Annotated in this window: 14 protein-coding genes and 1 pseudogene; 7 read left to right on the forward strand and 8 right to left on the reverse strand. The window is 70.7% G+C overall.

The features are described from left to right. Positions 1 to 447 (forward strand): heat shock protein transcriptional repressor HspR, encoded by a 447-nt coding sequence (locus OH809_RS22575; protein ID WP_366135233.1) that lies wholly within the window; start codon positions 1 to 3, stop codon positions 445 to 447. Between the two features lie 183 nt (positions 448 to 630). Here OH809_RS22575 and OH809_RS22580 read toward each other — a convergent pair whose 3' ends face one another. Both OH809_RS22580 and OH809_RS22585 read right to left on the reverse strand, forming a co-directional pair. After that, positions 631 to 966, reverse strand: coding sequence for a hypothetical protein (locus OH809_RS22580; RefSeq protein ID WP_406420678.1), 336 nt, complete (start codon positions 964 to 966; stop codon positions 631 to 633). Continuing rightward, positions 963 to 1,370 (reverse strand): hypothetical protein, encoded by a 408-nt coding sequence (locus OH809_RS22585; RefSeq protein WP_406420677.1) that lies wholly within the window; start codon positions 1,368 to 1,370, stop codon positions 963 to 965. Before OH809_RS22585 ends, OH809_RS22580 begins: the two co-directional genes overlap by 4 nt. On the opposite strand from OH809_RS22585, the gene OH809_RS22590 reads away from it, so the two are divergent. After that, complete coding sequence (locus OH809_RS22590) at positions 1,354 to 1,683, forward strand: hypothetical protein (protein WP_406420676.1); 330 nt, start codon at positions 1,354 to 1,356, stop codon at positions 1,681 to 1,683. The genes OH809_RS22585 and OH809_RS22590 overlap by 17 nt on opposite strands. 41 nt (positions 1,684 to 1,724) lie before the next feature. Here the strand turns inward: OH809_RS22590 and OH809_RS22595 are convergent, their stop codons facing one another. Next, positions 1,725 to 2,789, reverse strand: a complete 1,065-nt coding sequence (locus OH809_RS22595; RefSeq protein WP_406420675.1) for a helix-turn-helix transcriptional regulator — start codon at positions 2,787 to 2,789, stop codon at positions 1,725 to 1,727. A gap of 127 nt (positions 2,790 to 2,916) precedes the next feature. On the opposite strand from OH809_RS22595, the gene OH809_RS22600 reads away from it, so the two are divergent. Both OH809_RS22600 and OH809_RS22605 read left to right on the forward strand, forming a co-directional pair. Further along, positions 2,917 to 3,183, forward strand: a complete 267-nt coding sequence (locus OH809_RS22600) for a hypothetical protein (protein WP_406420674.1) — start codon at positions 2,917 to 2,919, stop codon at positions 3,181 to 3,183. Next, positions 3,180 to 3,500 carry a (2Fe-2S)-binding protein gene (locus OH809_RS22605; RefSeq protein WP_266984108.1) on the forward strand — a complete coding sequence of 107 codons (321 nt, stop codon included), beginning with the start codon at positions 3,180 to 3,182 and terminating at the stop codon, positions 3,498 to 3,500. The genes OH809_RS22600 and OH809_RS22605 overlap by 4 nt, the downstream gene beginning before the upstream one ends. A gap of 155 nt (positions 3,501 to 3,655) precedes the next feature. Here OH809_RS22605 and OH809_RS22610 read toward each other — a convergent pair whose 3' ends face one another. Further along, on the reverse strand, positions 3,656 to 4,078 hold the full coding sequence (locus OH809_RS22610) for a pyridoxamine 5'-phosphate oxidase family protein (RefSeq protein ID WP_406420673.1): 423 nt from the start codon (positions 4,076 to 4,078) through the stop codon (positions 3,656 to 3,658). Positions 4,079 to 4,304: 226 nt separating this feature from the next. On the opposite strand from OH809_RS22610, the gene clpB reads away from it, so the two are divergent. Further along, a complete protein-coding gene (gene clpB / locus OH809_RS22615) occupies positions 4,305 to 6,902 on the forward strand; it encodes an ATP-dependent chaperone ClpB (RefSeq protein ID WP_406420672.1) in 2,598 nt (865 codons plus the stop codon). 15 nt (positions 6,903 to 6,917) lie between these two features. Here clpB and OH809_RS22620 read toward each other — a convergent pair whose 3' ends face one another. Further along, positions 6,918 to 7,403, reverse strand: a complete 486-nt coding sequence (locus OH809_RS22620) for a hypothetical protein (protein WP_406420671.1) — start codon at positions 7,401 to 7,403, stop codon at positions 6,918 to 6,920. Positions 7,404 to 7,536: 133 nt separating this feature from the next. On the opposite strand from OH809_RS22620, the gene OH809_RS22625 reads away from it, so the two are divergent. Further along, the gene (locus tag OH809_RS22625; protein ID WP_406420670.1) at positions 7,537 to 8,094 is read left to right on the forward strand and encodes a YbjN domain-containing protein; all 558 of its coding nucleotides are present in this window, start codon (positions 7,537 to 7,539) and stop codon (positions 8,092 to 8,094) included. Between the two features lie 219 nt (positions 8,095 to 8,313). Here OH809_RS22625 and OH809_RS22630 read toward each other — a convergent pair. From OH809_RS22630 to OH809_RS22640, 3 genes and pseudogenes are all read right to left on the reverse strand, one after another. Beyond that, a pseudogene (locus OH809_RS22630) lies at positions 8,314 to 8,746 on the reverse strand (aminotransferase class I/II-fold pyridoxal phosphate-dependent enzyme); the annotation flags it as partial. 159 nt (positions 8,747 to 8,905) lie between these two features. Next, positions 8,906 to 10,219 (reverse strand): SWIM zinc finger family protein, encoded by a 1,314-nt coding sequence (locus OH809_RS22635; RefSeq protein WP_406420669.1) that lies wholly within the window; start codon positions 10,217 to 10,219, stop codon positions 8,906 to 8,908. Beyond that, positions 10,216 to 13,176, reverse strand: coding sequence for a DEAD/DEAH box helicase (locus OH809_RS22640; RefSeq protein WP_406420668.1), 2,961 nt, complete (start codon positions 13,174 to 13,176; stop codon positions 10,216 to 10,218). Before OH809_RS22640 ends, OH809_RS22635 begins: the two co-directional genes overlap by 4 nt. Before the next feature lie 231 nt (positions 13,177 to 13,407). On the opposite strand from OH809_RS22640, the gene OH809_RS22645 reads away from it, so the two are divergent. Then, positions 13,408 to 15,552, forward strand: coding sequence for an IS1096 element passenger TnpR family protein (locus tag OH809_RS22645; protein WP_406420667.1), 2,145 nt, complete (start codon positions 13,408 to 13,410; stop codon positions 15,550 to 15,552). The last annotated feature ends 5 nt before the right edge of the window (positions 15,553 to 15,557 follow it).

Raw genomic sequence — 15,557 nt, forward strand, 5'->3', positions numbered from 1 at the left:
GTGGACGGCCGACGACGTAATCCGTACGAACTGACCGATGACTCACCGGTGTACGTGATCTCGATCGCGGCCCAGCTCTCGGGCCTGCATCCGCAGACACTGCGCCAGTACGACCGCCTCGGTCTGGTCTCCCCGGACCGCACGGCCGGCCGCGGCCGGCGCTACTCGGCCCGCGACATCGAGCTGCTGCGCACGGTGCAGCAGCTGTCGCAGGACGAGGGCATCAACCTGGCGGGCATCAAGCGCATCATCGAACTGGAGAACCAGGTCGCCGCGCTCCAGCAGCGCGTCGCCGAACTCTCCGCGGCGGTGGACGGCGCTGCGGCGGCGATGCAGCAGCGCGAGGCGCAGGTGCGCGCGTCGTACCGGCGCGATCTGGTGCCGTACACGGATGTGCAGCAGGCGAGCGCGCTGGTGGTGTGGCGGCCGAAGAGGCCCAAGGAATAGGCGCGGATGCGCATGACGGAGGGCCGCCACCCGGGAACGGGTGGCGGCCCTCCGTGGTGTGCACGGGTCATTTCCCCGCGGATTGCCAGAGCGAGAGAGCCAGCGCCGAGAGCGGACCGGGCAGGTCCGGTGTGCCGGTGCGGCACAGGGCGAGGCTGTCGGTGCCCGCGGTGTGATGCAGCATCACACGATCCGGTCGGTCACCTGGAGGCACTCGACCGCCATGTCGGTGACCATCTCGATGCGGTAGAGCTCGGCGCGAGGCTGGCTCGACGAGGGATCCGTGTAGGTGCTCATGCCGCCGACGAAGTACGAGCCGTCGGGCCCGGTCATCAGCGGCTGCACGGTCGGCAGCACACTGCTCCCGGACGACTTGGTGTTGACCAGGAAACCGATGTGCCAGTTGCCCCTGAGGGCCGCCAGCTTGCTGGAGGTCCACTCGAAGTACCAGTACGCGCCGCCCTGGGTGCCGGAATGGATCCTGATCGTCCCCGCGGAGATGTCGAAGACGCCGCTCACATGGCCGTACGCCCCTCCGCTGCGGTCGAACAGGGCCGTGAGCTCGATCTTGTTGCCCCTGCCATGGCGGTGTTGACCCAGGATTCGACCAGGAAGACCTTGCCCGGCACCACGAACCGCGAGCGCGGCGTCCAGGAGGCGCTCAGCCCGGCCGCCTTCGGCATCAGCGCCATCTCGAAGGGCGCGCCGTCACGGATCCAGTCGTAGTCGCCGATCCACGGCGCCGTCTCGGGCTGCCCGTAGCTGGCGTTGACGCCGCCGTGCAGGGAGGCGTAGAGGACGGTCGGCGAGCCGTTCCACAGCCTGCGCGAGCCGGTGCAGCGCGGCTCCGCCGCCGGGGTGGTGGCCGAGCATCCGCTCCAGCCTGGACAGCGGGATGACGGCTTCGTGCTCGCCCGCCTCACCGATCAGCGCGAGCGTGCCGCCGCGGCGGGCCTGGACGATGCCGCCCTGGGCGAGGGCGGGGACCGGGATCTGCGGGATGTTGAAGCCGAAGCCGGCTTGCCGACCGAGGAACCGGCCGATTCCGCCCCCGTCTTGACCCGATTGAGAGCGGGAGCGGCCTGTGCGGCCGCCCCCTTCACGCCCTCCACGGCACGGGAGGTGCTCTGGGAGGGCGAGCTCCGCGTCCCGTACGGCACCGAGGTCACCCTCCTCGAAGGCCCCGCGAAGGGGTTTGCCGTCACCGAGGCGATCACCGGCCTGCCGCGCGGCTGAGTGGGGCGGGAAGGCAGGGCCCGGGAGGCCCGGCGTGTCCTTCAGGCGTCCTGGTCGGGCGTCCCGGAAGACGTCATGCCCAGATCCTGGGTTCCGCCGTCCGGGGTGTCCAGTATCCCGGACTGAGCTATCAGGTATCCGAGTTGGGCGCGGCTGTTGCTGCCGAGGGTGGAGGAGAGCTTGGCGACATGCGCACGGCAGGTGCGGACATTCATGCCGAGGCGGCGGGCTATGGCCTCGTCGACGTACCCCTCGACCAACAGCGTGGCTATGGCGCGCTGGACGCCGGTGATGCCGTCGCGTGCCGGGTCGTACGGGGCCGCTTCGTTCAACGGAACCGCCCGGCGCCAGAATTGCTCGAACACCTTCGTCAGGTACGCGACCAGCCCGGGGTGCCGCAGTTCGAGGGCGATAGGGGGGGTGTCCCGGACCGGGATGAAGGCGACGGTGTCGTCGCAGATGATGAGACGCTCGATGAGCTCTTCGAGCGTACGGATCTCCATTCTGGCGCCGGCCATCAGTTCCACGTAGGCGAAAGTGCGTTGGCTGTGCCTGACCGTGTGCTGGTAGAGGGTGCGGACGCTGATACCGGAATCTATTAGAGGCTTGCTGCGGGTCAGGGCTTCGCTGAGGACTTCCTCGCTGCGTCCGCCTCCGGGCTGGATGGTCAGTACCTCGGTCCGGCTCTCGGCGATGGCCAGGTCGAGCGCCGCGTTGATCCGGTCGATGCCTTCCAGCACCGTGATCGCATGCGTGGGTGCCGGACTCTGGGCACTGATGGCCATGAACGGTTCAAAGGCGTCAGTCAGTTCCACGGACGTCCGTCTGCGGTCCTGGATCTCACGTTCCAGCGGGTGGAGCCGCTGCGCCAGGGCGGCGGAGGGCGGAACCGGGCGGAGCCACGAGGCGTCGTCCGGGTCGGGAAGCAGGAGCCCGAACTCGATGAGGCAGGGTGCGGGTCCCATCTCGGCGCGAGCGATGCGTCCGACGCTCAGTGCGCTGGCGTACAGCCGTGCCCCCTCCGTGCACAGGTCCGTGACCGCGTGAGTATGTGTCGGTTTGGTGCTGTTTGTAGGCAAATCTCCACCCCCCAGGGTCCTGAACATGCAGGAACATGATGCATCGCTCCTGTGGCATTGACGTGCCTGAATGAGCCATCGTCTTGTTGGGCGGGGGAGAGGAATCCATCAAGTGAGGACGAAGCCGACTATGTACAAGCGAATGCTTCGCTCAGTGCTTGTCACTGTGTTTGGCGCTGCTGCGCTGCTGCTCGTGGCGAATGTCTCTCCCCCGGACGTCGGATGGGGCAGTGTGCAGGCAGACGCTGTCGTCGACCTCCGCCAAGCCGATGTCGGTTGGGGCAGTGTGCAAGCAGGCGCTGTCACCGACCTCCGCCAAGCCGATGTCGGCTGGGGCATTGTGCAGACAGGCGCCGTCACCGACCTCCACCCGGCCGATGTCGGCTGGGGCAGCTCTCCGCTGAATCTGGCGGAGGCGTGACCATCCCGCCGGACGACCGGGTCTTCCGGCGGGAGATGGCCTCGGCCTATCGCTCAGGGTGGCACTTCATCGATCTGCTCACGGCACTCCCCCGCCATGGCGATTCGTTGATGGTCACTTTGCTCGGAGAGCCTGTCGTCGTCGTCCTCGAGGACGACGACGAGGTCCGCGCCTACCGGTGTCTCCGTCGCCCCCGCGGGGCGCCGCAGCCCGTCCGGTGTGCGATCCGGTACGGAATGATCTTCGTCAATCTTGATCAGCGTGACCACCAGCTGATCGAACCAGAAACCATCTCCGCCACCCCCCGCAGTGCCTGAGCGATCCCCCGTCGTTCCATGTCGCTCGGACACTCCCCCACACAGCGGCGCCATCGTGACCTGAACACGGTGGCGCCGCTGTGCTGCCCGGGGGCGGATGGTGGGGTACTGCCGGGGCTCACGGTCTCCCCCGCGACAGGGAGTGGGGGAGGCCGTCAGGCCGTGCGGACCGGCGCGCCCCGGCCCAGCGCCCGTTCGAGGGCGATCTCGATGACGACCCGGTTCGGGTTGGGTGCCGGCGTGCGCCCGTAGCGTTCCGCGTAGCGGAGTACCGCGTCGTCGACCACGTCCTGCTCCGTACGGATCGTCGCGCGGCCCTCCAGCGTCGCCCAGCGACCCCGGTCCACCTGGCAGACCGCCACCCGTGCCCCGTCCGGACCGGCGGCCAGGACGTTGGCGACCTTTCTGCTGCTCTTGTTGGTGATGATGCGGGCGAGTCCGGCCTCGGGGTCGTACGTCACGCCGACCGGCACCACGTGCGGGCTGCCGTCGGGGCGGGGCGTGGTCAGGGTGCACACGTGGTACTCGCGCCAGAAGGTGAGGTACTCGGGGCTGGGGTTGCGTACGTCTACGGCCATGGGGAAAGGGTAGGCATCCGCGGGCCCGTGCCCCGATGCGGTGCGGTGGCGGAGGAGCGGTCCGGCCGGTTCACTCGGTCGGGAGCCCTGTTCCGCTCCGGGTTCCGGGCGTGGGCCGTGTGGCGTGGAACCGATCACACCTTGAGTGGAATAGACTCAACTTTGTGGACGTTGATCTGGTCATAGTTGTGGACAGGCCAGTCACCGCAAGGAGGAGAGAGCGCACGTGGACGCCGAGCTGACCAACAGGAGCCGGGACGCCATCAACGCGGCAACCAGCAGGGCCGTGAAGGACGGACACCCCGATCTGACCCCTGGGCATCTGCTCCTCGCCCTGCTCCAGGGCGAGGACAACGAGAACATCATCGACCTGCTGGCCGCCGTCGAGGCCGACCAGGCCGCCGTGCGCAGCGAGACCGAGCAGCTGCTCGCGTCGCTGCCCAGCGTCACCGGGTCGACCGTCGCCCCGCCGCAGCCCAACCGTGAGCTGCTCGCCGTCATCTCCGACGCCGCGCAGCGCGCGAAGGAGCTCGGCGACGACTACCTTTCCACCGAACACCTGCTGATCGGCATCGCGGCCGAGGGCGGCCGTGTTGGTGAGATCCTCACCAGGCAGGGCGCCGGCACGAAGAAGCTGCTGGACGCATTCGAGAAGAGCAGGGGAGGGCGCCGGGTGAGCACACCCGACCCGGAGGGTCAGTACAAGGCCCTGGAGAAGTTCGGCACCGACTTCACGGCGGCCGCGCGCGAGGGCAAGCTCGACCCCGTCATCGGGCGTGACCACGAGATCCGGCGCGTCGTGCAGGTCCTGTCGCGGCGTACGAAGAACAACCCCGTACTCATCGGCGAGCCCGGCGTCGGCAAGACGGCCGTCGTCGAAGGGCTTGCCCAGCGCATCGTCAAGGGCGATGTGCCGGAGAGTCTGCGGAACAAGCGGCTCGTCTCGCTGGACCTGGGAGCCATGGTCGCGGGCGCCAAGTACCGCGGCGAGTTCGAGGAGCGCCTGAAGACCGTCCTCTCCGAGATCAAGGAGAGCGACGGCCAGATCATCACGTTCATCGACGAGCTCCACACCGTCGTGGGCGCGGGCGCCGGCGGGGACTCCGCCATGGACGCGGGCAACATGCTCAAGCCGATGCTGGCCCGTGGCGAGCTGCGGATGGTCGGCGCGACGACGCTCGACGAGTACCGCGAGCGCATTGAGAAGGACGCCGCGCTGGAGCGCCGCTTCCAGCAGGTCCTGGTCGCCGAGCCGTCCGTGGAAGACACCATCGCGATCCTCCGCGGCCTCAAGGGCCGTTACGAGGCGCACCACAAGGTGCAGATCGCGGACTCCGCGCTGGTCGCCGCCGCGACCCTGTCCGACCGCTACATCACCTCCCGCTTCCTCCCCGACAAGGCGATCGACCTGGTCGACGAGGCGGCGTCCCGGCTGCGCATGGAGATCGACTCCTCACCCGTCGAGATCGACGAACTGCAGCGCGCCGTCGACCGCCTCCGGATGGAGGAGCTGGCGCTGAAGAACGAGACCGATGCCGCTTCCGTCCAGCGTCTGGAGAAGCTCCGCCGCGACCTCGCCGACAAGGAGGAGGAGCTGCGCGGCCTCACCGCCCGCTGGGAGAAGGAGAAGCAGAGCCTCAACCGCGTCGGTGAGCTGAAGGAGCGCCTCGACGACCTGCGCGGACAGGCCGAGCGCGCCCAGCGCGACGGCGACTTCGACACCGCCTCCAAGCTGCTGTACGGGGAGATCCCGAGCCTCGAGCGGGAGCTCGCGGAGGCCGACGAGGCCGAGCAGGAGGCCGCCAAGGACACGATGGTCAAGGACGAGGTCGGCCCGGACGACATCGCCGATGTCGTCGGCGCCTGGACCGGCATCCCGGCCGGCCGGCTCCTGGAGGGCGAGACGCAGAAGCTGCTGCGCATGGAGGAGGAGCTGGGCAGGCGGCTGATCGGCCAGACCGAGGCCGTGCAGGCGGTGTCGGACGCGGTACGCCGCACCAGGGCCGGTATCGCCGACCCGGACCGGCCCACCGGATCGTTCCTCTTCCTCGGCCCGACCGGTGTCGGCAAGACCGAACTGGCGAAGGCGCTCGCCGACTTCCTGTTCGACGACGAGCGGGCCATGGTCCGCATCGACATGAGCGAGTACAGCGAGAAGCACAACGTCGCCCGGCTGGTCGGTGCCCCGCCCGGCTATGTGGGGTACGAGGAGGGCGGCCAGCTCACGGAGGCGGTCCGCCGCCGCCCGTACAGCGTCATCCTGCTGGACGAGGTGGAGAAGGCCCACCCCGAGGTCTTCGACATCCTGCTCCAGGTGCTCGATGACGGCCGGCTCACCGACGGCCAGGGCCGGACGGTGGACTTCCGCAACACCATCCTGGTCCTGACGTCGAACCTGGGCAGCCAGTTCCTGGTCGATCCGTTGATGAAGCCGGAGGAGAAGAAGGAGCGGGTCCTGGAGCTCGTACGCGCCTCGTTCAAGCCGGAGTTCCTCAACCGGCTCGACGACCTGGTGGTCTTCTCCGCCCTCTCCGGCGAGGAGCTCGCGCACATCGCCGCGCTCCAGATCGGCCGGCTCGCCGAGCGGCTGGCCGACCGGCGGCTCACTCTTGACGTCACCCCGGCCGCCCTGGCCTGGCTGGCGAAGGAGGGCAACGACCCGGCGTACGGGGCGCGGCCGCTGCGTCGCCTCATCCAGACCGCGATCGGTGACCGGCTCGCGAAGGAGATCCTCGCGGGCGAGGTCACGGACGGGGACACCGTGCGGGTGGACACGTTCGGGGACGGCGAGGAGAGCGGTCTGATCGTGGGTTCCGCGCGGTAACGCACCGGGTGGTTCTCAGACGTCGAAAGGCATGAAGTGTACGAGGGCGGTGCCGCCGCCCTCGTACACGACTGTCACATCGGCCGCGACCGCCCGGCTCGGCCTCGGGTCGCCGAACTGGATGTCCGCGCAGGCGTCGACCTTGTCGGCGCAGAACTCCGGGTCGAGCTCGGTGCCGGGGAACTCCGATTCCAGCCAGGCGTCCAGCTCCTTACGGGTGATCCGGAAACGGACGTCGTACGTCGTGTCCAGCCAGTCGCGCCTCACGCACTGCCGGTCGCGCGCTCCGGCCGGCAACGGGACACCGGTGAATTCCGTCGCCTCGTCGCAGGGGACCTTCGACGCGCTGTCGAGGGGATCGTTGCTCGTCAGGAAGCCGATGACGGACCACCCGATCCAGGCGACGACGAGCACGGGCAGTGCCAGGAGCACCAACACGGGCAGTGCCGGAAGCGCCAAGGGGGAGCGCAGACGGGCGGCCCTGCTGCGTGTTCCGTCCATGACATCCCCTCCCGGGTCCCCTCCCCGACAGGCGGGATCATGTCAGCCGATAGCTGATCGGACCAGTCCGGGGTTGCCATTCCCCGCCCGCGATGGGAGAGGATGGCGCCAACCGTACGAAGGGAAATTCACGGTGAGCATCGACCCGTCCTCGATTCCGAATTTCGGGGGCCAGCCCGAACCGCAGGCGGCAGGACCGGAGGGCCCCGTCGTCCCTGACCAGGACCTCGTCAAGCAGCTTCTCGACCAGATGGAGCTGAAGTACGTCGTCGACGACGAGGGTGACCTCGCGGCGCCGTGGGAGGACTTCCGCACGTACTTCATGTTCCGTGGTGAGGACGAGCAGCAGGTCTTCTCGGTCCGTACGTTCTACGACCGCCCGCACGCCGCGGACCAGCGCCCGGTTCTCCTCGACGCGATCGACGACTGGAACCGCCGCACCCTGTGGCCCAAGGTCTACACCCACACCCACGAGACCGAGGAGGGCACCGAGGACACCGAGACCTCGGTCCGTCTGATCGGTGAGGCGCAGATGCTCATCGGTACGGGCGTCAGCCTGGAGCACTTCGTCTCGTCGACGGTCAGCTGGGTGCGGGCCTCGATCGAGTTCGACAAGTGGCTGCGGGAGCGTCTGGGCCTGGAGCCGGCCGACAAGGAGTCGGGCGACGGCTCGGACGCGCCGAGCGCCTGAGCGCACAGCCGCTCACAGCGCCTACGGGACGGCGTCAGCGAATACGTCCCGTAGGCGAACGACAGCCCGGCCGGGGCGACGGTCAACACGACCGCCGTCCTCGGCCGGGTTTTTGTCAGGGCGTGCGCCGGCGGCAGCGCGAACGCGGGCAGCAGGAAGCGCGGCTCGGACCCGAAGAGGCCAGAGCCGGACGGGCGGCGCCGGACAGGCCGTTGAGCAGAGCCCCTTGAGCCGAGCGACGGCCTTGCGAAGCACGTCCTCCCGCTTGCAGAAGGCGAAGCGGATCTTGCTGCGGCCGGCCTTCTGATGGTCGTAGAACACCGGTTTGGGGATGGCGACGACCCCGCACCGCTCGGGCAGCGCGCGGCAGAACGCGAATCCGTCGGTCTCGCCGCCGAGCGGACGGATGTCGGTGGTGACGAAGTACGTCCCGGCGGGCCGGTAGACCTCGAATCCGGCCTCGGCCAGCGCGGCGCTCAGCAGGTCCCGCTTGGCCTGCAGATTCCGCGCGCAGCCCGTCGAAGTAGCTGTCGGGCAGGCGCAGCGCCTCGGCGACCGCGTACGGGAACGGGCCCGTGGAGACGTAGGTCAGGAACTGCTTCGCCGAGCGGACCGCCGCCACCAGCTCCGGGGCCGCGGTCACCCGGGCCACGCCTTGTTCACACACTCATTCGCGTGCGGCGCACCGGGCCCACCGGAGTCAGCCGTCGCCGGTCGGGGCGCCGACCGAGAAGTCCGCGCACCTCCGCCGCGCGACCGAACGCACCGTGCGGCCGGGACGGAACCGGTGGATCGCCGGGGCACCCGAGTGTCATCCTTCGAGGAGAGCGGTCAGGACGACGGCGGGGTCGGCGTCCGGTGGCCCCGCCGGCCACCAGGTGCCTCGGTCCTTGGCGTACGGGTACCACAGTCCGTCCCGGCCCAGTCGCAGTTGGGCATCGCGGCCCTCGACGGTCCAGCGGTTGCGCCAGGAGCGGAGCCGGGGTGGTGCGCCGTCGGCCCAGTCCGCCCGCAGCGCCTCGCGGTCGCGTTCCATGCGTGCGGTGGGTGGGTTCCAGGAGCTCTCCAGCACGTCCAGGGATGCCGCGCCGCCGTGCCGCCACGCGCGGGTGGCGGCGGCGAGTTCGCGGGAGGTGCGGCCGCAGTTCGCGGCGATCCGGGCGAAGACCTCCAGGGTGGGGTGAGCGGCGGCGAAGCGGACGGCGTCCTGCCATTCGGTGAGCGGGACGGGTGGGGCCGTGTCGGCGTGCTGTGCGCCGAGAGCTCCGGTGAGCAGGTGGTGGGCACGCATCGCGGCGTCGGCGGCGAGCAGTTCGAGCGCGGCCGGGTCCACGCCGGGCTCCGGGACGGCCGAGTCCACCAGCGCGGGGCCGCGGCCGGGCCGTTCGGGCGGCGGCGGCGGGGCGGGCAGGGACGGCAGTTCGGTGCGTGAGGCGAAGGCGGGCCCGGCGGGATCGCCGGTCCGGGCCGGGGACGCGTCCGGACCCGCGCCCGCGGTTGCCGCGTACACCGCGGCTTCGTCGGAGGCGCGGGCGGTGTTGCGGCGGCCGAGCTCGTCCATCAGCTCCCGCTCGCCGCGCCCCCGCAGGAGCAGCAGCACGAAGGGGTCGCGGTCCAGGAGCCGGGCGACCTGGTAGCAGAGGGCGGCGGCGTGTTTGCAGGGGTAGCCCCAGTCGGGGCAGCTGCACTCGGGGTCGAGGTCCCGGGGACCGGGCAGCAGCGGGACGCCGGCGGCTGCGGCGTCGTCGGCGAGCCCTGCGGGCATCTCGCCGTCGAGCAGCGCGGCGATGTTGGCGGCCCGCTCGGCGATCATGTCGAGCAGCTGGTCCCACTGCTGGTCCGTCAGCTGTTCGACCCGGACCGTGGAGCGGTACGGGGTGCGGCGGCTGCCCTGCACCGGGGCGGCGGCCGAGCCGGGGGCGACAGTGACCTGGCCGACCGCGCCGCCGCGCGCGTAGGTCCGGCCGCGCTGCAGCCGGCCGGAGTCCAGGGAGGACTCCTCCAGGGCGCGCAGCCATTCGCGGCCCCACCAGGATGCAGCGAAGGGTGCGCGACTGCCCTTTGCCGGAGGGAGCGCCTCGAAGGTGCGCGCGGCTTCCTTGTGAGCCGGGATGCGCCTGCTCATTGGCCCGTCCTTCGCAGCGTGACCAGCTCGGCCAGTTCGCTGTCGCTCAGCTCGCTGAACGCCGCCTCGCCCGAACCCAGCACCGAGTCGGCCAGCTCACGTTTCTGCCGGAGCATCTCGGCGATCCGGTCCTCCACGGTCCCCTCGGCGATCAGCCTGTGCACCTGTACCGGCTGGGTCTGTCCGATCCGGTAGGCGCGGTCGGTGGCCTGATCCTCCACGGCCGGGTTCCACCAGCGGTCGTAGTGGATGACGTGTCCGGCCCGGGTCAGGTTCAGACCGGTCCCGGCGGCTTTGAGGGACAGCAGGAACACCTTCTTCTCGCCGGCTTGGAAGGCACCGACCATCTCCTCGCGGCGTTTGACCGTGGTGCCTCCGTGCAGGAACAGAGTGTCCACTCCGCGGTCGGCCAAGTGGCGCTCGATAAGCCTGCCCATGGCCACGTACTGGGTGAAGACCAGGGCCGATCCCTCCTCTGCCAGGACGGTGTCCAGGAGTTCATCCAGCAGCTCCAGCTTCCCCGAGCGGCCCGGGAGCTTCGCGCTCGCAGGCTCCTTCAGGAACTGCGCGGGGTGGTTGCAGACCTGCTTCAGGCCGGTGAGCAGCTTCATCACCAGGCCGCGTCGGGCGATGCCCTGCTTCTCCTCGATCTCGGCCATGAGCTCGCGTACCAGCGCCTCATACAGCGAGACCTGTTCCTTCGTCAGTGACACAGGCTGGTCGGTCTCGGTCTTGAGCGGCAGCTCGGGCGCGATGCCGGGGTCGGACTTGCGCCGCCGCAGCAGGAAGGGCCGGACCAAGGCGCCCAGCCGCTGGGCGGCCTGCTCGTCGCGGTCGCCTTCGACGGCCCTGGCGTAGCGGTCGCGGAAGGAGGTGAGCGTGCCGAGGAGGCCCGGGGTGGTCCAGTCGAGCAGCGCCCACAGTTCGGACAGGTTGTTCTCGACGGGGGTGCCGGTCAGCGCGACCCGCCCCTGCGAGGGGATCCTGCGCAGCGCCTGGGCGGTGTGCGCGTGCGGGTTCTTGACGTGCTGGGCCTCGTCGGCGACGAGCAGTCCCCAGGGCTGCCCCGCGAGGCGTTCGGCGTCGCGGCGCATGGTCCCGTAGGTGGTCAGGACGAAGCCGCCGCCTGCCCCGTCGTCGAGGCCGGCCAGGTCGCGGCCGGGGCCGTGGAAGCGGCGGACCGGGGTGCCCGGTGCGAAGCGTTGGATCTCGCGCTCCCAGTTGCCGAGCAGTGAGGCGGGGCAGACCACCAGGGTCGGGCCGGCGGTGGGCTGTCCTTCCTGTCCTTCCTGGCGGCGAAGGTGGAGTGCGATCAGGGTGACGGTCTTACCCAGGCCCATGTCGTCGGCGAGGCAGCCGCCCAGGCCGAGCGAGGTCATCCGGTGCAGCCAGTTCAGGCCGCGCAGCTGGTAGTCGCGCAGGGTCGCGACAAGAGCCTTGGGCGGCCCCTGGGGCTCGCCCGCGGTGCCGGCCTCGGGGTCGGTGATTCGGGAGCGCAGCTCCTCCAGTACGCCGCCCGCGGTCACCGCGATCTCTTCGCCGTCCACCTCGACGCTGCCGGTCAGCGCGGCACCCAGGGCGTCGACAGCGGTCAGTGAGGGCGCCTTGGCCTGTGCGGCCCGTCGCAGGCGGCGGACCAGTTCCGGGTCCACGACCACCCACTGGTCGCGCAGTCTCACGATCGGCCGGTGCGCCTGGACCAACCGTTCCAGTTCCTCCTCGGTGAGTTCCTGGTCTCCGAGCGCGACCCGCCAGCGGAACTCCAACAGCCCGCCGGAGGACAGGAAGGACTCGGCCGAGGACTGCGTCCCCTTGCGGCGTGCGGGTTCCAGGATCCCGGCGGCGGTCAGCTCGCGAACCAGCTCCTTGGGCCAGTGCACGGCGACCCCGGCCGCGGCAAGACTCTCGGCTGCCTCGCCCAGCAACGCCTCGGCCTCCTCGTCGGACAGATCGAGGGCGGTCGGGGCCGCCGCGTCCAGCAGCCGTCCAGCCGGGGGCCATGCGCGCGCGGCCCGGCGCAGCGTCAGCAGCGTGTCCACCTGGGCTCGTGGGCCGAACAGTTCGGGAGCGGTGGCCCTGCCGGACCACAGGTCCGCGGCGTCGGCGAGCACCGTGGGATCGGCCAGGCTGCGCAGTTGGACCACGGCCCGGATGGAGTCCGAGCGGCCCAGTTCCAGCCGCAGCGACACCGCCAGACCCGCGTCGCGGCCGGCGGCGACCTCCGCCGCCCAGGCGCGCTGCCCGGGCACCGACTGCGGAGCCCGGACCGCGAACGCCGGTCCGCCGGTCACCTGGCGGGCGGCGGGAGGGCGGGTGAGGGAATCGGCCACGGCGTCCAGGAAGGCCCGCAGCAGCGGCTCGGCCGGGGGAAGCATGAGGGGGGAGAAGCCGGGGACCGCGACCGCGCGGGCCTCGGGAGGCATGGCGGCTGCCAGGGAGCTCAGCCGCTCGTGGTCCTCGGCGTCCAGCGGGCCGGCCCGCCACGCGTCGAAGCCTTCCGGTGACACCCCTGGAAGCACCCGGCCGCGGGCTACCAGAGCCAGACCGAGCATGGCCGCCGCACCCCAGAACGCCGTGCTGGCCGACGCCCGCCCGCTGCCGTCCGTACAGAGCGCCCGGCAGCGGGTCAGCAGCGGCAGCGCCTGCTCCACCGGCAGCAGTACGGCGACCACCCTGGCCCGGCGTACGGACGAGCCGTGCGGGCGGACCACGGTGAGTTCCCCGGGTTCCACCCCGAGGTCCGGCGGCTCACCGCCGGGCGACCAGAACGCCACCCGTCCCGACCGGGGCGGATCCGCGCGAAGGAACACCGCCTCGCCGGTGGTGAACTCCGGCAACCGGGCGAACAGATGTTCCCGGTCCGGAACTGCCAACTCGGTCGCAGCCGACCCGCCGGATCCGGCCGTGCGGGCGGCAGCGGACTCTGCCGACGGGTAGACCTTCGCCACTACACCCACTCCTGGCACACGTTCCTGCGACTGTTCGGGAGGGTGCGGGTCCCCCGCGCGCCCTCGGCGGGTCAAGGTTATCCGCGCGGGCGGACAGGACGTGTCAGGAATGGCTTCACTCACTCGGCGCAGTGCGGAAAGATGGCACCGGTACTCGACACGGACAGCTGCGACGCATATGTGGTCGCGGGCCCCGTGCCGGACCGGAATCCGTCTCCGCCTCGAGGGAACTTTTTCACCGTGACCGCCGAGCCCGTGCCCACCTACCAGTTGAAGATCGCCCTGCGAGACACCAGCCCGCCGGTCTGGCGCAGGGTAACCCTGCCCGCCGACACCTCGCTCGGCTGCCTGCACGACATCATCCAGGCATGCTTCGGCTGGGACGACTCGCACCTGCATTCCTTCACCGAACCAGGGTCGGGCCGCCAGTTCGTCGACTTCGACGCACCGTTGGACCGAGATCCTTTCCGCGATGCCGACGAGGAGTCCGTGACCGTGGCCGAGGTACTGCCCTACGAAGGCGGTCGGCTGGAGTACACCTACGACTTCGGCGACGACTGGCGGCACCAGATCATCCTGGAGAAGACCCTCCCCGCGTCCACCCCCGACCGGCGCGTCCGCTGCACCGGTGGACGCCGCGCCATGCCCTACGCCGAGGACACCGGCGGAGCCTGGGGGCTGCAGGCCGTACTCGACGCCGTCGCGGACCGCGGCGCACCGGCCCCCGAGCCGTGGACCGACCTGGTCGAAACCCTGCGTGAGGAGGGGTTCGACCCCGCCTGCTTCGACCGCGAGGCCCTGGACCAGGAACTGGCCGGACTGGACCCGCGGCCGCCCACGGCCGCCCGGGCCGCGGCCAAAGCCGCTCCCCGCGGGTGGCGCTGTTCCTGTGGCGAGGTCCACGACGACGAGGACCTGGACGCGGAGTCCGTTCCCGTGCGCCCCGTCTCCCTGGCACCGCGAGCGGAGCTCGCCGCGGCCGCGCGGCAGGTGCCGCTGGTCGCCTCCGCGCTCCGCCTGGCCCACTGGTGCCAGGGCGGACGAGCCGTCACGTCCCGGGACGTGCTCAAGCCCGCACTGGGCCGCCAGGCCGTCCAGGAACTGCAACTGTGGGCCCAGGACGACGAGCTGAGCGCACTCCGGCCCGCGGAGCGCGACAAGCGGCTGGCCCGCCTGCGCAGCTCCGGCGACCTGCCCTGCCTGGACGACCCCTGGCAGCTCGCTCTGTACGCGGACCTGGTGGAGATCAGCGCGGGCACCGCCCGTCCGGGTACTGACCTGCCTGCCACCGTGGGAGACGAGGGAGTACTGGATGTCTGGTGCCAGGCACTCGAGGACGAACTCGACGCCCTGAACGACCTCGGGAACCTCGGCCTGCCTCCGGTGCTGCTGGCCGCGCTGGGCATGCAGGACGAGGACGGCGACGGCTTGGCAGCGGTGGTGCTGCGGGCGCTGTACGAGGTTCCCGACGGCGAATGGCTGGACACGGCGCTGCTCGTCGGTGCACTCCGCGAGGGCCTCCCCAAGCAGGAGGCACGACTGGTCGAGCTGTTCCTCCTGCAGATCCTCGACCAAGCGGCCCCTACCCTCGCCGAGTACCGGGCAGCGGAGGTCGAGACCGGCCCGGAGACGAGCCGGCGGCGCGATCACATCCTCCTCGAAAGCCTCGGCATGGAGGCGAGCACCGAACACAGCGACGGCACTCCGCCGGCCGGGGCACGGCTCAGGCTCACGCCACTGGGACGCCACGGACTGCGCGAGTACCTGCTCGCCGAGGGAGTCCACGCTCCGCTCATCGGCGAACTGGCCGACGCCGACGCCCCGACACTGCTCGACGCCCTGCTCGACTACGACCAGGACGCCGCCCACGCCGAGATCGCCGGATGGATCAGCCACCGGGGTCAGGGCTCAGCCGCAGTCCAGCTCATCGACGCCTGCGCCGGGTTGGAGGCCGACGCGGCCCTCCGCCGCCTGGCCGCCGCACCGGTGCTGGCAGAGCTCGATGAACCCAGAGCGCTCGCGGTCCTGCGCAAAGCCGCGGCATCCCAGGTCCCTGGCTGCGCCGAGACCGCGGCGATCGCGCTGATCGGCCGTGGTGAGATCCTCGAGGGACACGGTCGGGAACTCCAGCTATGGGGGCTCGTGGACCATCTGTGGGGCCCGCTGGGCGTAGCGGACGAGGCGCTTGCCGCGTTTCTGGACCAGGAGGAGGACTTGGTGCTGCCCCTCCTGGAGCAGGCTGCCGACGATCTGTGGCGCTGCGACCACCCCGCCACCGGGGCCGTCCTGGAAGCGGCAGGGCGACAGTTGAGGGCTCGGGACAAGGTGCTGGCCAAGCGGCTGCGCAGGTCCGCAACCAAAGTCGGATCCCAGCGCCGACGATGAAGCCC

Origin of the sequence: Streptomyces sp. NBC_00873, assembly GCF_045207415.1 — a bacterium.
Classification (GTDB): domain Bacteria; phylum Actinomycetota; class Actinomycetes; order Streptomycetales; family Streptomycetaceae; genus Streptomyces.

What these genes read in the sequence shown, in the direction of transcription:
- OH809_RS22635 (WP_406420669.1), bottom strand. Translation starts at nt 10,219, where the DNA reads ATGAGCAGGCGCATCCCGGCTCACAAGGAAGCCGCGCGCACCTTCGAG.
- OH809_RS22595 (WP_406420675.1), bottom strand. Translation starts at nt 2,789, where the DNA reads ATGTTCAGGACCCTGGGGGGTGGAGATTTGCCTACAAACAGCACCAAA.
- OH809_RS22610 (WP_406420673.1), bottom strand. Translation starts at nt 4,078, where the DNA reads ATGGCCGTAGACGTACGCAACCCCAGCCCCGAGTACCTCACCTTCTGG.
- OH809_RS22620 (WP_406420671.1), bottom strand. Translation starts at nt 7,403, where the DNA reads ATGGACGGAACACGCAGCAGGGCCGCCCGTCTGCGCTCCCCCTTGGCG.